The sequence below is a fragment of the Neobacillus niacini genome (genome assembly GCF_030817695.1).
Lineage (GTDB): Bacteria > Bacillota > Bacilli > Bacillales > Cytobacillaceae > Neobacillus > Neobacillus niacini_F.
This window is the reverse complement of record NZ_JAUSZQ010000002.1, coordinates 1322580-1339908: the sequence shown is the minus strand read 5'-3', so window position 1 is coordinate 1339908 and position 17329 is coordinate 1322580. Positions and strand designations below refer to the sequence as shown.

At 38.0% G+C, this 17329-nt stretch carries 11 protein-coding genes; all 11 read right to left on the bottom strand.

Features of this window, described 5'->3' with window-relative positions:
* Positions 1-161 precede the first annotated feature (161 nt).
* The gene (locus tag QFZ28_RS06805) at positions 162-5567 is read right to left on the bottom strand and encodes a GH32 C-terminal domain-containing protein (protein ID WP_307193948.1); all 5406 of its coding nucleotides are present in this window, start codon (positions 5565-5567) and stop codon (positions 162-164) included.
* 60 nt (positions 5568-5627) lie between these two features.
* Positions 5628-6245, bottom strand: coding sequence for a YesL family protein (locus tag QFZ28_RS06800; RefSeq protein WP_307193947.1), 618 nt, complete (start codon positions 6243-6245; stop codon positions 5628-5630).
* 30 nt (positions 6246-6275) lie between these two features.
* The gene (locus tag QFZ28_RS06795) at positions 6276-7763 is read right to left on the bottom strand and encodes a glycoside hydrolase family 32 protein (protein WP_307193946.1); all 1488 of its coding nucleotides are present in this window, start codon (positions 7761-7763) and stop codon (positions 6276-6278) included.
* Positions 7764-7784: 21 nt separating this feature from the next.
* Complete coding sequence (locus QFZ28_RS06790; RefSeq protein ID WP_307193945.1) at positions 7785-8771, bottom strand: PfkB family carbohydrate kinase; 987 nt, start codon at positions 8769-8771, stop codon at positions 7785-7787.
* Between the two features lie 68 nt (positions 8772-8839).
* On the bottom strand, positions 8840-10477 hold the full coding sequence (locus QFZ28_RS06785) for an ABC transporter substrate-binding protein (protein WP_307193944.1): 1638 nt from the start codon (positions 10475-10477) through the stop codon (positions 8840-8842).
* Positions 10478-10509: 32 nt separating this feature from the next.
* The gene (locus QFZ28_RS06780; RefSeq protein ID WP_179596606.1) at positions 10510-11424 is read right to left on the bottom strand and encodes a carbohydrate ABC transporter permease; all 915 of its coding nucleotides are present in this window, start codon (positions 11422-11424) and stop codon (positions 10510-10512) included.
* A gap of 15 nt (positions 11425-11439) precedes the next feature.
* On the bottom strand, positions 11440-12396 hold the full coding sequence (locus tag QFZ28_RS06775; protein WP_373428046.1) for an ABC transporter permease: 957 nt from the start codon (positions 12394-12396) through the stop codon (positions 11440-11442).
* A gap of 183 nt (positions 12397-12579) precedes the next feature.
* On the bottom strand, positions 12580-13554 hold the full coding sequence (locus QFZ28_RS06770) for a LacI family DNA-binding transcriptional regulator (RefSeq protein WP_307193943.1): 975 nt from the start codon (positions 13552-13554) through the stop codon (positions 12580-12582).
* Between the two features lie 132 nt (positions 13555-13686).
* The gene (locus QFZ28_RS06765; protein ID WP_307193942.1) at positions 13687-14499 is read right to left on the bottom strand and encodes a Cof-type HAD-IIB family hydrolase; all 813 of its coding nucleotides are present in this window, start codon (positions 14497-14499) and stop codon (positions 13687-13689) included.
* Between the two features lie 214 nt (positions 14500-14713).
* Positions 14714-15679 carry an ABC transporter permease gene (locus QFZ28_RS06760; RefSeq protein ID WP_373428121.1) on the bottom strand — a complete coding sequence of 322 codons (966 nt, stop codon included), beginning with the start codon at positions 15677-15679 and terminating at the stop codon, positions 14714-14716.
* Between the two features lie 11 nt (positions 15680-15690).
* Positions 15691-17250 (bottom strand): sugar ABC transporter ATP-binding protein, encoded by a 1560-nt coding sequence (locus QFZ28_RS06755; protein ID WP_307193940.1) that lies wholly within the window; start codon positions 17248-17250, stop codon positions 15691-15693.
* Positions 17251-17329 lie beyond the last annotated feature (79 nt).

The window sequence follows — 17329 nt, the reverse complement described above, 5'->3', positions numbered from 1 at the left end:
ATTAGAATTTGTCGGCAACTTGGAATAGAAAAGCCTCCAAATATTATTATTTGGAGGCTATAAAAATATCAGCTCTTTACTTTCGTTTACCAAATTCTATTTTTTGCAGGAAGAAAGTCAGAAAATATTGTTAATACAGCTTACGTTTTGAAGATTCCTACTTAAGGCTTTTCTTCAATTTGAACTGGAACATTTACATCATCTAAATTAATGTGGCCCCAACCACCAGTATGCTTATCGACTACTTGAATATATAGGTTTTTACCTTTATATTCTGATGCATCCCAAATGACACGCCGATAGGATTCACCATTATGACCAGTGGCTTTCATTAAAATTTCATTTGTTTCTGCATTTACAAGTGCAACATAGAGAAGCTGCTCATCTGCCCCTCCGGAGGTTAAGAAATCAATTTGACCATCCCCCCCAAGAGTAAAGTTTTCAGATTTCAATACACCTGTAGCAGAATCTCCACCATGATCAGGGTTAAAGCCCCATAGATGGTACCTATTTGGGTCTACCGATGTTGTTGCCTGCCCGAATGGACCACCCCAGCCCCAATCGATTTTATTTGTAACATGGTTATCAGTGAACGTATTTCCTTCCACAATGGTCCAGCCTGACAAATCACCAGTTTGAAAATCATGATTTGTTAATTCACCATGTGGAATTTCTTCATGTTCGGATTCATCCCCATAATACGCCGGGACGACGTTGTCACTATAAGCTGAGCCCATCTCATTTACTTTCATCGATACAATTTTAGCTGTTCCATTTTGACTCCACAGCTCGATTCCTAAAGCGTCCGCTCTCGTTGGATATGCTCTTGTGGTGATGCTTTTTTCGCCATTAGCATAGGCTTCAATCATGGATCTGTCTAGGAAGATATGAAGCTTTATATTTTCCCCGTCTAAAGAAAGGGTTCCGGCGCTGCTTGTTTTAGAGATGTCAGGATCTAAACTCATTTTAGAAGCATCTACACCAAATTGTTCGGATGATTCATCAAAATATAAGTTTACTTCTTCCGATGAATCAGAAGATTGACGTACTTTAATACCATACTTTTCATCCGAATTCGCTTTAATCTCAAGTGTGATTTCTAACATATCACCTTTGATTTTCGCTAAACGCTTATTCGCTTTTGAAATCGTTGAGTTTCTAATATTTATAAGTTTTTTACCACGAAGTGTCTCTAGTTCCTTAATCGGTTCCACTCCAAGCTCACCATTATCTAATAAAGACAATTCTAACGGTAAACCCGCGTTATGGGCCCATCCAGCATCATAATGCTGCGCATCCGTTCTTCGGTCTTGCGCAATGCTATAGAGAATAGAACGTCCTTGTTCATCAATCATCCCGCTGGGTCCTGTAAAATGTTCACCGTAATCAAATAATTTGGGCTCTTCGTGATCCGGGATAAATTTATTGTTTACTTTGTCCCATGAACCAACCCAATGGAATACATATTTTACGTTATGTTCACTATAGCTTTTGAACCAAGGATTGATAAAGAAGGCATACTTTTGTTCACCATTTTCATCTTTTCCAATTGGAAGGAAGACCGGCAATTCCCATACATCACCTGTTTTCGGATAAGCCTTGGAATCTCCAGTAAAGAATGGACCAACGTACTCCCAATTTTCCAAATCCTTTGATTTGTAAAGTAATGCTGACCCACCAACATTCTCAATACCGGAACCAACAATTTGATACCAAGTATCTCCGTCCTGCCAAACGAATGGATCACGGAATTGACCATACATCACTTTTCCTTCCTCTGCTGGTAAATCAGGCTGTTGGATTGTGACAGGTTTTTCGAGCATTTCCCATTTCTTGAGCATTGGATCTGTCACATCCACAGGCTTTGCTAAGCCTGTCATTTGATTCGGAGTCTTGCTATCATCTCCTGCGGTAAAAAATAATGCTGGGTCGCCATTTTTATCAAAAGTTGCCGAACCTGACCATACACCGTCTGGTGAAACTCCTGAAGGTGCTAAAGCAACAGGTGCATCTTCCCAATGAACCATGTCATTACTTACGGCGTGACCCCAATGGATTTGGTGCCAATATGGCCCCTGTGGATTATGCTGATAAAAAATATGATATTTTCCATTGAAATAAAATGGAGCATGTGGCTCATTCATCCAATGACCTGGTGAAAGAAAATGATACTGTGGTCGATAACGATCTCCATCATACACACTTCGATCAAACGATAAATCTGGACTACGCAATTGACTATTTTCAAAGCTGTCAATTACTTGAGAATAATTCGTTTTAATTTCTTCATCAGATAATGCTTTATTATAGATTTTTAATTCATCGATCATGCCGTTAAACATATTAGCTGTGAACGCGCTTATTACGGCAGCTGTATTGTGTTTTCCTATAAAAAGATCGTTATCAGAAGCGGTGATCGTTGCATTTCGCGGAGTATCCACTTCTCCTGCTAGTTCACCATTTAAAAACAACTTCATCTTTTTCGTGTCTTGATCAAAAGTGGCAACAATATAAGACCATTGATCTTTTTCAAGCACTTTATCTTCTTTTGCCCACACTTCTTTCCATTCTCCGTTTAGACCTGCCTGAAAGGACCATTTACCATGTCGGCCCATTCCTAGAATAAAGCCTTCCCCGCGTGCTTTGTTATGCTGATTAACGATAGCAGAAAGCTGACCTAAATCTCCCCATTCATAGGAACGCGGTGCTACCCAAGCTTCGATTGTAATGGCATCACTAGGCTGGGCAGATTTTTTTACAGCCTGCTTCATATAGGTAGAATACCCATCAAATAAAAGCGCATTATTGACCACCCCTTTCCTCCAAAGAGGATCGGTAGAAGGCTTATACTCTGCATCATTAAAGACATATTCAACCTTTAAATTCTCATTTTTGACTGTATCAAGAGCGGTATTCCCTTCTTTTTCGTCAAATTTCAAATGACTTAGAATTCCACGGCTTTTCACTTGAAAATCATCGAGGTTTAAATGGCCAAATCCTCCAGGATGTTGGTCAACTACTTTAATAAAGACCTGTTCCCCTAAATAGTCTGCCGCATTCCAAGTAACACGATTGTAAGCCTCAGATTCCGGTCCTGTCGCCTTAAATAACTCCTTACCATCCGAAGCACGGACGAGCGCAACATATAAGTCGTATTTTGTTCCGCCATCCATTTCATCTCCTCCTCCTAAAAGGAACGAGATTTCTCCATTACCCGATAAAGTAAAGGTATTTGATGTTAGACTTCCCGTTCTTCTATCTGTTTCTTCAGGGACGGCACCATGAAAGCCCCATAAATGATAATTTCCTTTATGTCCAAACGGAATTTGAGTGTCCCAATAGGTTGATTGATCAGTGACAGTTCCATCAAATGCATTTCCTTCCGCTGACCATCCTGTTAGATCTCCAGTTTCAAATCCTGGGTTTATTAGGTCATCTGGAATTCTCTCATCTACATTGTAGACATGAAAATCATCGACATTAATATGGCCAAATCCTCCGGAGTGATAGTCGACAACTTTGATATAAAGAGCTTCACCAATATACTCTGAGGCATCCCATGTTATTCTGCGATATTTTTCGGTATTTGCCCCCGTTGCCTTCATTAGTTCTTCGCCGGTGGCTGCATTGACAAGTGAAACATATAATGTATTAAGATCCTGTCCTCCACCAACTAAGAAGTCAATAACTCCATTCCCCTCAAGGACAAAAGTAGATGACTTCATAATTCCTGTTCGTAAATCAGACTTGTCATCAATTGTCGCTCCTCGGAACCCCCACGCATGATAGGTACCTTGGTGCTCAAATGGACCACCCCAAAAATCAGTAATATTAGAGACTGGTGCTCTAAACGCAGAGCCCGTAACGGTCCATCCGGATAAATCCCCCGTTTCGAAATCAGGATTTTCAATTGTATTCGGAAGGTTATCAACATCTACCTCATCTACATACCTAGTAAAATTTGCATCTTTCAACGGATAATAGGAGAGCGAATTTATCGTTACTTCTCCGTCTTTTGCATATAACTCTATATTTTTACTGGATTCGCTTGGGAAGATTTGATTGGTAAATACGGTTGTACCTTCTTCAGCAAATACCTCGACAGATGAGCGGTCAACGAGAAGTTTCATATTCAAGATCCCGTCTTTTACGGACAAGTTCGTCTGCTGGATAGAAGGGAAGCCTGGATGAAAATCTGTCTTACCTGACTGTGTTCGGTCTACAGATAATTTGCCTTCTGCGATATTATAGGAAATCGTCGTAGCCTCTGTTTCACCTTTACGCACATGAAATCCCAATTCGTTTGCTGTCGTTTCATTAAGATTGAATTCTGCCTCAATCTCAAACATATCAGCATGAATATCTTTTAATAGATTTTCAGTAGTAATTTTCTTGTTCACAATTTTTACTTCATTCGCTGTATCTCGTAAACTCGTTAATTCTTCGATTGGCTGTTGTTTTAAAAAGATCCCTTCCTCTTTCTGGACTAACGATAGCTCACGAGGAATGGTGGCAGAACCACGCCAGGTTGAAGTTGGAATTTGTCCAGCATATTGAGCAGGATTATTCATCCACCCAAGCCATATCCGGCGACCATCTTCTGGTTGGTTAACGGTATTGCTCCATGTTACAGCCGCGTAAAAATCAGCTCCGAAGTCTGCCCACTTTAATTCTTCCGTGGTTTCACCAGGAGTAAATGTAGTTCCATTGAAATCTCCAACATAGTAGTGCATACCGGTTCCACCAGTTGGTGTTGGATTGATACTTACCGTTAAAACCCATTTCGAGCCGGTTTGGTTTCCGTTAGCGTCATATACTGGCAGCTCGAATAAATCCGGACATTCCCAAAGACCTTGTTCCGCTGCTTTTGGATCGGAAAATTCACTTACTTTTTTCCAATCTAATAGATTACTAGATGAATAGAAATCAATTCGTTTCCCACTCGTTATGGCAAAGATCCATTGGTTGCTTTGCTCATGCCAAAAAACCTTTGGATCACGAAAAACACCTGAGCCCCCACTGCTTGCCTTAAGATCATTAGGCATTGTTAGAACTGGATTTTGAGAAAGTGTTGTCCAAGTTCTGCCATTGTCCACACTATAGGTAGCGCTTACATGTTGGTTATCACCGCCAAGTTCACTTGTATAAAGTGCTACCATTGGTGGATTTTCTTTTGTCCCCAAACCAGATGTATTTTGATAATCCACTACAGCACTACCTGACCAAGCAAAACCATTTTCATCTGGGTAAATCGCAATTGGGTAATGCTCCCAGTTTACTAAATCTTTACTAATGGCATGCCCCCAATACATCGGTCCCCACACTTTATCAGTGGGATTATGCTGATAAAATAAATGATATTCTCCGTTATAATATACCATTCCATTTGGATCATTCATCCAGTTTTTTATTGGTGAAAAATGATATCCTGGCCGATAGTTTTCGTTATTTTCCACCGGAAGTGTAGCAGCTTTAACACTTGTAAAATACGGTATAAACGATTGAATCGTCAATATAACAATAATAAACACATGGAGAATTTTGTTCCCCTTTATGATTTGATACATGCCATCACCTTTTTTAGGAAATTTTTCATTACGTTTTGCTCTTTCCTGCTGTGCTAAATATCACAAATCGCGGTTAGATTTCTTCAGGTCAAGGATCTGATTAAACCATATTTGGCATAGGTAATAAATCGCGTAGGCTGTGAAACTACCGATGAATAAAATGGTAACTGGATAAAAATAGATTAGCGTGAAACACACTCCCACAATGACCAATAAAAGAATCGTTAAGACTGGATTCATAAGTGAGAAGAAAAAAGCATTCCGAATAATGAGTTTCCAGTTTAGTTCAAAATGGACCATAATCGGAAAAAGATAAATGGATAACGAACAGAACAACAAAATGCCAATAACTAAGATGATATAAAGAATAAGTTGAATAATCGAGGATTCTGGCTGAATGAGACGATAATCAAATAACAAGAAAATGCCGATCACAGTCCAAAGGACCGAAAGGATTGAACTTTGTTTAAAATTTTCCTTCAACATTGCAAAGAAATTTTTAAACATACCGTCCGTCTCGTTTTGTATAATTCGTTTTCGAACAACACCAAACAATGCTGCAGTAGCTGGGAAAAAGGTAATTAAGGGAAGCGAAGTAATGAACCATAAGAAATTTAATAGAAATAAGTCTACAACTGTATTCAATGTCTGAAATAATCTGCTATTAAAAATTTTCATTCTAGTATCCCCCAATTACCATTCTCATAATTACCGCCAAATTGATTTTAAAATATATAACTCTAACGAATGTAACTTAACTTCACCATTTTTCACAAAGAGTTCCATTTGTTTATTTTCTTCGTTTGGAAAGATTAGGTCGGTGATTACAGACTCTCCGTCGTTTCCAAATAATTCTATCGAAGACCGATCAACAAAAATATGAAATTTTATCATTTTTTGAGATATAAGATTGCTATCATGTTTTCCTGCGAAGGAATCGTGGAAAGATGCCTCTCCCGAATTTGTTCGATCAACAAAGAAATTTTTGTTTTTGACATCATAACCAATAATCGTTTCTTCTTTTCTTCCCTTACAAACCTTGAACCCAAATTCCGTAGCAGAGCTCATTTCAAACTCAGCAATGATTTCGAATGTATTACTATTTACATTGGATAAAAGATTTACTCCGGGTACGACTACTTCGTTTCGGATTGAAATATTTTCAACACGAAGACCTTGTAATTCACGAATCGGGTTTTGTACAAGACGAACACCTTCTTCGGTTGTCTTTAATGCAATAACTCTAGGAATAGTCATTGCACTTCGCCATTCTTTTGTGGGGGTTACATTTGCATAACGCCAGTTACTCATCCAGCCAATATAAATCCTTCTCCCGTCTTCGGCTGGAACATCAGACCAACTAACTCCCGCATAATTATCACGCCCATGGTCAATCCATAAAATCGTTTCCTGAGAGGAATCATTTACAAACGAATTACCATCAAAATTACCAATAAAATATTGCGTTCTAGAGCCTTCCTGTAAGCTAGGATCATCACCTATACTGACAAATAGCACCCACTTTTTCTGATTATCATCACCATCAACAGGTAGTTGAAATAGGTCGGGACACTCCCATACACCATCATGTGATCCATGTCCTTCACCAAACTCACTGGCAAACTCCCATGAAGTTAAATTTTTTGAAGTATAAATTCTAATGGTTTGGCCAGCTGCTAATACCATTACCCAACGATTGGTGTCACGGTGCCAGAACACCTTTGGATCACGAAAGTCTATTATACTTTCCTCTTGAAGAACAGGGTTTCCGACATATTTCGTCCATGTACGTCCATTATCTTTGCTAAATGCAATACTCTGACGTTGTCTTGGATGATTAGAATCTGGATAAGTATCTGCATGTGTGAAAATGGCTACTAATCCTGATTTCCCATCAAAAAAGCCACTAGAGTCGTTCCAATCCACGACGGCACTACCTGAAAAAATCATTCCATTCTCATCTGGTGCCAGACCGATTGGAAGGTGTTCCCAATGAACAAGATCTTTACTTACAGCATGTCCCCAATGCATTGGACCCCATGTAGTTCCATTTGGATGATATTGATAAAATAGATGATATTCTCCGATATAGAACACCATCCCATTTGGATCATTCATCCAATTACTCGCTGGTGAGAAGTGATATTGTGGACGGTATTTTTCGAGATAATTCTGTTTTTCTATGACATTATTCATATAATTTCGTTCTTCCTTTCATTAATAGTCATTCAAAAATGAATAACTATTATTCTTTTTCAAAAAATCAACCAGTTGTTCCCTTGATGGGATACTCGGGATTCCACCTTTCCCTTCTGTTGTAAGTGCTCCTATTGCATTTGCAAACGTAACCATTTCTTCAAAATCAGCATGATTTAATAAATCTAAAGATTTATTCATAGTAAGTAGTTTATATAAGGCACCTCCAACGAAGGCATCTCCTGCTCCCGTTGTATCCACTACATTTGCTTTAAATCCCTCTTTATTGCCATAAACATGCTTATTTCTATAAAAGCAGCCATTAGCTCCTAATGTTACAAAGATCAGAGATGTACCATATTGTTCCTGTAAAATGTCTGTCCCTTTTAGCACATCACGATAACCTGTCAAAAATTCGAGTTCTTCCTCAGACAGTTTCACGATGTCTGCATACTCAAATCCCTTTTTTATTTGCTGCTTTGCCTCATCAAGAGATTTCCATAACGGTATACGCAAATTAGGGTCATACGAAATCAATACTTTATGTTTTTTTGCAAATTCTACCGCAGTAATAGTTGCTGTCGCTGACGGCTCATTTGTTAATGATAATGATCCAAAATGAAAAATCCGAGATTGTTTTATCGTCTCCTCATTGATTTCATTTTTATCTAGCAAAATATCCGCTCCAGGATTTCGGTAAAAACTAAAAGATCTGTCACCTTTCTCGTCTAAATGAACAAAGGCTAAGGTTGTATTTACCGTTTCAGAGAATAACAGATTACTAGTATCAATGTTTTGGTCCTGCAGAACAGCCTTCAAAATGTGACCAAATTGGTCATTGCCCACTTTCCCGATAAACGCCGTTTTCATATTTAATCGGGAGAGTACAACCAATACATTGGCTGGTGCTCCTCCAGGATTTGTTTCAAATAAGATATTTCCCTGATCAGAATGGCCTGTAGGTGTGAAATCAATTAATAATTCTCCTAAAGCCGTAACATCATACATATCTATCATCCTTTTTCTGCTTATTGAAAAGAAAAGCCAGACGGGTAGGAAGTCTGGCTTTATAAGAATTATTGTTTGTTATAACGATCCAAGCCTTTTTGGTAAACATCCATTAATTTTTCAAGTCCCATATCGTTTAATTGCTTAACATACGCATCCCATTCTTTCTCAATTCCACCCTCTATCAACCATTGAGCTTCTTTTTGCTTCACAAATGTTTTGATTTCTGGCTCAATCGTGTTAATAATTTCAAGTTCCTCAGGGGTAAAGAAGATAGATGGATAGTTTTCTTGGACCATATGTGGTCTGTAATACTCATCTAGAATGGCTAATCTTTCTTTTGCTCTTGGCTCCATGTCTACCACACTGCCAAAGTGATCTTTCAAGACAACAAATGGACCACCTGGGGCAACCTTTTGACGCAATTCACCCATTGCAACGCCGGCAGGGAGCTCTTTATTTACTAACATACCATTTGCATCTTCCTCATAAATTTCACCGATTGGACCCCAGTTAATTTGAGCAGACATTTTTGGTTCATACAATTCATCTACCCAACGCATAGTTAGCTCAGGGTTTTTGTTCGCTGACGTAATAACGAAGGCATCTCTACCATACTCAGAATAATTTGAACGACCGATGACAATCTTGCCGTCTTTACCCTTTAAAGGTGGTAAAACAACGTAATCTTTCACTCGATCTGTTCCCACTACTTCAGTATTTTCCCACCAGATGAAAGAGCCTAACGTTGGATCTTCTGTCTTCCCTTTTGCAAAAATTTGTTCTGTTTTTTGCGTTGCTACTTCAGGGTCAATTAAACCTTCTTTCACCCAGCCATTATAATAATTGATCGCTTCTTTAAATTCGGGCTGTACTGCTGCATAGATTACTTTTCCATCTCTCACGACGCGATGATCTGCTTCAAAAGATGAATCTGGCAAGCCAAATAATCCAATTAGGTCTCCCTCGTTACCGCACCAGCCGTTATACCAGAAAGTTAAACCAATTTCGTCTTGCTTTCCGTTGCCGTTCGGATCCTTTTCTTTAAATGCTTTTAACACATCATGGTATTCTTCCAATGTTGTTGGCATTGCAAGACCAAGTTTATCTAACCAAACTTTATTAATAAACATAATGTTAGGCATTCCAACTAAATCCATTTCTTCCGCACGTGGTAAGGAATAAATATGTCCATCTGGTGCGGTTACAACTTTTCTCAAATCCGGTCTTTGCTCAAATAGTTTCTTTAAATTAGGTGCATATTTGTCGATTAAATCTTCTAGTGGTATAATAGTGCCATTCTGACCATATTGTATGAGGTCATGATCACTAAATCCTGACGCATAGAACGCATCTGGCAGGTCGCCACTTGCCAGCATTAAATTTTTCTTTTCTTGATATCCATCTCCAGGGATATTATTCCATTTAATCTTAACGTTCGTTGCTTCTTGAAGTTGATCAAAAATGACCATTTCTGAATAATCAGGTGCTAAGGCTGCCTTTGGTGAAACAATGTTTAACGTAACTTGCTTGTCAACAATCGGTAAACCTGTTTTATTAAAGGCAACCTTTTCTGCTTTTTTTGAGCCAGCTGACTCATTGTTAGTACATCCTGTTAAAGCGAGCGAAGCAGTTAAGCCCAGAACCAAAGCCATTGATATTTTCTTCTTGTTCTTCACCATTCTCTTCTTCATCGATTTAAGCATTTTGTTTCCCCCTCAATTTTATAAGTTTTTTATTAACCTTTAATTCCGCCAATCATAACACCTTTAACAAAATACTTTTGGACAAAAGGGTATACGATTAAGAGCGGAACAGAAGCAACAATAATTACACCATATTTAATCAATTCAGAAACTCTTTGTTTCGCTGCTAACGAATCTAGATCACTAATCATCATGGTTGATGCCTGATTTTGAATTAAGATATTTCGTAATATTAACTGCAGCGGATATAAGTTTTCATTATTCAAGTAGATTAGTGCATCAAAATAGGAATTCCAGTGGCCAACTGCATAGAATAACACCATTACGGCAACAATCGGTTTGGATAGTGGCAGGACAATCTTCGCGAAAAATTTCGCATCGGAGCATCCGTCCATTTTTGCTGCCTCTAATAGTTCATTTGGAATGCTTGTCTCAAAATAGGTTTTGGCTACAATCACATTCCAAACGGCTACTGCCTTTGGTAAGATCAGCGCCCACATGGTATTCAGCAAGCCTAAATTTTTTACTACTAAATAAGTAGGAATTAATCCTCCTGAGAAAAACATCGTCATCAGAAATAAGAACATGAACACGTTTCTTCCATATAAATCTTTTCGAGATAAGGCGTAAGCAGCCATTAAAGTGAATGCTACATTTACGAACGTACCAACAACCGTATAGATAATTGAGTTCTTGTAACCAAGCCAAATCTTACTGTCTCTGAATATCCGTTCGTATCCTTCGAAAGTGATTTCCTTCGGCAGCAACCATACCTTCCCTTCGTAAATCATATTTGGATCACTAAAGGAGGCAATGACGATAAAATACAAAGGATACACTACCAATATTAAGATCATCGCGGTTAAGAAAACATTGATGATATCAAAGACCCTGTCTTCCTTCGATCTTCTAGTAATCTTCTTATTCTTCAAAGCTAGTAAACTCATAATCGTTGCACCCCCTTACCATAATCCTGTCCCTGATAATTTTTTCGCGAACTTATTTACCGCTATTAATAAAATTAAGTTTATCACTGCATTAAATAATCCTACTGCAGCAGCGAAGCTATATTGTGCTTGTTGTAACCCCATTTTGTATACATAAGTTGGGATAATTTCTGCAGACGGCTGATTCATAGGCGTTTGTAAAAGGTAAGCCTTCTCAAAGCCGATATTCATAATGCCGCCTACGGATAGGATTAATAAAATAACGGCCGTTGGCATGATTGCTGGTATATCGACATGGAATATTCGCTGCCATTTATTTGCTCCATCCATCACTGCTGCTTCATGCAGTTCAGGACTTACTCCTGCCAGTGCAGCTAGGTAAATAATTGCGGCCCATCCTGTTTCCTGCCAGACTCCGGAAGCTATGTATAATGGTTTAAACCATTCTGGTTTTGCCATAAACGATATCGGATCTCCGCCAAATAACAGAATAATATTGTTAATCAAACCGTTATTCGAAAAGAAAACAAAGATCATTCCTGCTAACACTACTACCGAGATAAAATGAGGCGCATATACGACCGTTTGAACAAAACGTTTGTATTTCTCACTTCTAATTTGATTTAACATAAGTGCTAGGAATATCGGAAGAGGAAAACCAACGATTAATTGAACTACACTGAGTCCGAGTGTATTTTTAATCAGCGTCCAAAATTGAAAGCTATCAAAAAACCTTTCAAAATGTTTAAAGCCTACCCACGGACTTCCCATAATCCCTTTTGTGGCCACAAAATCTTTAAATGCAATTAGAATGCCATACATTGGGAGGTAATGAAAAACAATAAAATAAATTAATGCGGGTAATAGAAATAAGTAGAGCTGATAATTACTAAGGATCTTTTTAATCTTTAATCCTTTTTTTACTTGGGCAGGTGTATCAATAACAGAACTTGCCTTCCTAGCCATTTCCATATCTTTGCCTCACTTTCATGTTTAATTTGTCCTTTTACATATTTTACCATAAATGAAACGTTTCCATAATCATTTAAAAATTTTTGGTCTGTAATGTTATTCTCACAATTTATAAAAGGTACTCGCTCAAACTACAATCCTTACAAATTGAAGCGTTTCCATTAAAGACCAAAATATAAAACCCTACGTCGTTTCTCCTCTTCTATACATGACAGGAATTCGATAAATCTCTTGCTCTAACAATTCACCCTCAATCTTTCTTAAGAGTAGTTTTACAGAAATCCTTGCCATTTCTTCGACTGGCTGTCGAATCGTTGATAAAATAGGACGAAACAGTTTATTATCTTGAATACCATCATATCCGATTACTTTAACATCCTCTGGAGTTCGTAATCCATATAGCTTAGCTTTATCAATATATTTAGCAGCAAGTATATCAGTATTAGCAAATATTCCATTTACGTTCTGGTGGTGAGGCAGATTAAAGAAATTTTCAAAGAATGAATCGTCTTCATATACTTCATCATGTTCCTCATAGGTACTAAATTCGATCCCTTGTATCTTTGCCTCATCAATAAAACCTGACTTCCTTAGTAAAACTTCACTATAAGCTGAACTGGTTACTCCTAAGTAAGCCACTTTTGTAGCCCCGGCCTTCACTAGCTCCTGTAAAGCAATTCGACCGCCTGTATAGTTATCAGAAGTGACGCAAGTGATTTTTTTTCCCAAATGCCGGTCCAAGCTAATAATCGGAATATCTGTACTGACACTATCTTCTATATCATTATAGGTAATCCCTATAATACCGGCTACTTTATTCTGATTGAGCATATCTAAATAATAAAGCTCCTTATCAGGCCTGCCACCACTATTGCAAAGCATCAATTTATAGCCTTCCCGATCCAGCTCATCTTCAATATAATAGGCAAGTTCCGAGAAAAATGGATGCCATATACTCGGAAGCAATAATGCAACCATTGTTGATTTTTGCATTTTAAAGTTTCTTGCTACTTCGTTTGGAATATAATTTAATTGTTTGATTGCTACATTTACTTTCTCACGTGTTTCGGACTTTACGGCTGGATGATTGTTAATGACTCGTGAAACAGTGCCAACTCCAACTCCCGCTAGTTCCGCAACATCTTTAATACTTGGCACTACCTTACCTCCAGTAATAAAGTGATTTATTATTCTTATTTTGGAAACGTTTCACCATTTCCATAAACCTATAATATCACCATATTGGAAACGTTTCAACGGTTTTTTCAGAAAAATAAAATAAATTCCATTTTATGATAGGATGTATTTTTTTAAAGCCTCTGCAACACCGTCCTGATCATTAGAAAGTGTGATATCATCCGCAATTTCTTTAACTTGTATTGGTGCATTTCCCATAGCAATGCCTAGTCCAGCGAATTCAATCATATTTATATCATTATAGTTGTCGCCTATAGCAATAATCTCGCTTCTTTGGATACCAAATTCTTTGCACAAAAAATCGATGCCAGAGGTCTTGGTTGCGTGATTGGGCATTATTTCTAAATATGTAGATTTTGAGGGATAAATATTTAAATGACTAGAAAGGTATTCTTTCAGTTTTTCCTCCAACTTTTGTATTCTTTCAAAATCAGCCATACATAAAATTTTATTTGCTCCCGTATTATTTTGCTCCCATATTGAAAATAAATTTCTAAAATCAGTGATATTCGGAGTAATTTTTGTTATTTCACTCTCTTGTTTGACCCATTCATCAAATTCTTCTATAAACCACTCATCATCCTTGTATAAACTAATATGGATGCCCAATCTTTTAACTATGGTATATAACATCTTTACCTTTGAAACAGGTATTGTAATGTTCAACGGTTGGTCACCATGATTCCAAATAAGAGCACCACTATAACAAATAATCGGCTGTACAATATTTAGCTCTTTCTGTAAAAACAGAATTCCTTTAGGCATTCTTGCAGAAACTAAGATAATCGGAATTTGTTTTTCATTTACGACTTTACGAATGACTTGTTTTGTGTGTTCCGTAATCTCATGCCTCGAATTCAATAAAGTTCCATCAATATCTAAACACACCATTTTGAACGTTTTCAAAAGAAAACCTCCTTGTTACTAACAGAATACGTTTAATCGGAAATTAATTCCCATGTTTACTAATACTTTATCATTAATCAATTCTCGGGTAATTTTTCAACTCTTTTTCTCATATCATAAAAACGCCTCTTACATGTGAATCCCTCTCGGTTTAGTTGAAATTTTAAGCCAGAAGCAGGCTCTTCTGGCTTTGTGTGTTTGAAGTTAATCTAAGTTATGTTCTGCTGCGTAATCTATCAAGTAATACGGCAATTACGATAACTATGCCTTTTACAACTTGTTGCCAGTAAAAATCAACGTTAAGCAAGGTCATTCCATTTGTTAATACAGCTACAATTAAAACCCCAATAATCGTACCTTGTATACGGCCACGGCCACCTACAAAACTAGTGCCCCCCAGAACAACAGCTGCTATCGCGTCCAGCTCAAATGCTATGCCTACCATGGGCTGCCCTGAAAACAAACGTCCTGCCATAACAACACCACTTATACCCGCAAGTAAGCCACTTATGGAATAAACATGGATCAATGTGCGATTAACCTTAATTCCTGTAAGAAGCGCTGCTTCCTCATTACCACCAATCGCATAAACATGTCGTCCGAACATTGTGTATTTCAAAACGATGAACATTATGATATAAACAATTAACATGACATAAATAGGGGTAGGTATCCCAAGCATTTTACCTGCTCCGATGAACTTGAATTGCTCTGATGCCAAAACGACAGGATATCCCCCCGTTATAACATAGGCCAAACCTCTCAGGTAGGTCATACTACCAAGTGTCACGATAAAAGAAGGCAATTTGGGGACAGCCGTTAAAAAACCATTTATGGCCCCTGCTACATATCCAACTGCTGCACCTGCTAACATAGCCACAACTGGAGGAATTCCAGCGTTTGAAAGTAATACAGAGATGACACCTGTCAACGCTAAGGTTGAGCCTACCGACAAATCAATGCCGCCTGTTAATATAACGAGGGTCATCCCAGCTGCTAGGATGGCAGTAATCGAGCTTTGCTTCAATACGTTCAAGATATTACTTGAATCCGTAAAATTTGGTGCAATAACCATCATAATGATTATCAATAAAGCAAGAATGATTAACATGCCCAGCTGATTAAAAATCTTTTTTGAACGATCCTTGAACGAAACTACAATTGGACTAGACGTTTGCATGTTTGTATTCATCATTTAACCTCTCCTGTAGCATAGTACATAATTTTTTCTTGTGTCGCTTCATCACGAGACAATTCAGCTCTAAGTTTCCCCTCATGCATGACTAAAATCCGATCACTTACTCCTAGAACTTCGGGTAATTCAGACGAAATCATTAATACCGCAAGCCCTTGATCGGCTAGTTTACTGATAATTTTATGAATTTCTGTCTTCGCTCCTATGTCTACACCACGTGTCGGCTCGTCGAGGAGCAGTACTCTAGGACCGATAGACAGCCATTTAGCAATGACAACCTTTTGTTGATTTCCACCGCTAAGGCCCATTATGTTTTGTTCCTTTGAGGCCGTTCTTACACCTAATTCTTTAATATATCGATCCGCATCCTGATTCATTTTCTTATACTGCAACAATTTAAATTTCCGATACGTTGGTAATTGTGCCATCAGAATATTTTCTTTTACAGATAAATTCGGTAATAACCCCTGCTCCTTCCTACTCTCAGGAACATGGGCAATGCCAAGTTTCATGGCTTCAATGGGACTTTTTATATGGACCTGCTGGCCATTTATGATGATTTGACCATTTGACAATTCCGATAAGCCAAAGATGGTTCTTATAAGCTCCGTTCTTCCGGCACCGACAAGACCTGCTAAACCTACAATTTCACCAGGGTATAGTTTCAATGATATATCTTTCACAAACTTTTTGTCAGAGACACCTTTCAACTCAAGCACTGGTTTCCGTTCCTCAGACCTAACCATACTATTGTTTTTTTCTCTTACAAACAGCTCATTTAACTCTCTTCCTACCATAAGCCTTACTAGGTTCTTGGGATTTGTTTCCGATATCGGACCACTAGTAACCCACTGCCCGTCTCTAAGGACAGTAAAGCGATTTGATATTTTAAATATTTCATCCATCCGATGTGAAATATATACGATCGCTACGCCTTTTCGCCTTAATTCTTCAATAATACCAAATAGCTTTTCTATTTCTTTATCCGTCAGGGAGGCTGTAGGTTCATCCATAATTAAAATCTCAGAGTTAAGGGATAAGGCACGGGCGATTTCAACCATTTGTTGTTGTGCTACACTTAGGGTAGATACATCCGCTCGAGGATCTAAAGTTGATCCGATTGATTTTAAAACCTGCCCCGCATTTTCATAGATTTCATTCCACTTGATTAGACCAAACCTATTTTTCTTGAAGGTTGTACCCATCATAATATTCTCGCCAATGGACAAATTGGGTGATAGGCTTATCTCTTGGTGAATAACACTAATTCCCTTATTTCTAGCCTCCATTGGATTATTCCAATGCACTTCTTGACCTTTATATACAATAATTCCAGCATCAGGCTGATACACACCTGCCATGATCTTCATTAAGGTAGATTTCCCTGCACCATTCTCTCCCATTAGTGCATGAACTTCCCCTTTATAAAGTTCTATATTAACGTTTTGTAACACCTTAACACCGGAAAATTGTTTGTTTACTGCCTTCATACTCATGATAGGTGATCGTGTTTGTGATTGACGATTGGTATGTTCCTGCATTTGAGATACTGCCATTTATTCCACTCCCTAGGTCACTTTTTATGTTTTTTCCAGGATGTAAATATAGTGCTCTAGAAAGAGCACTATATATTAA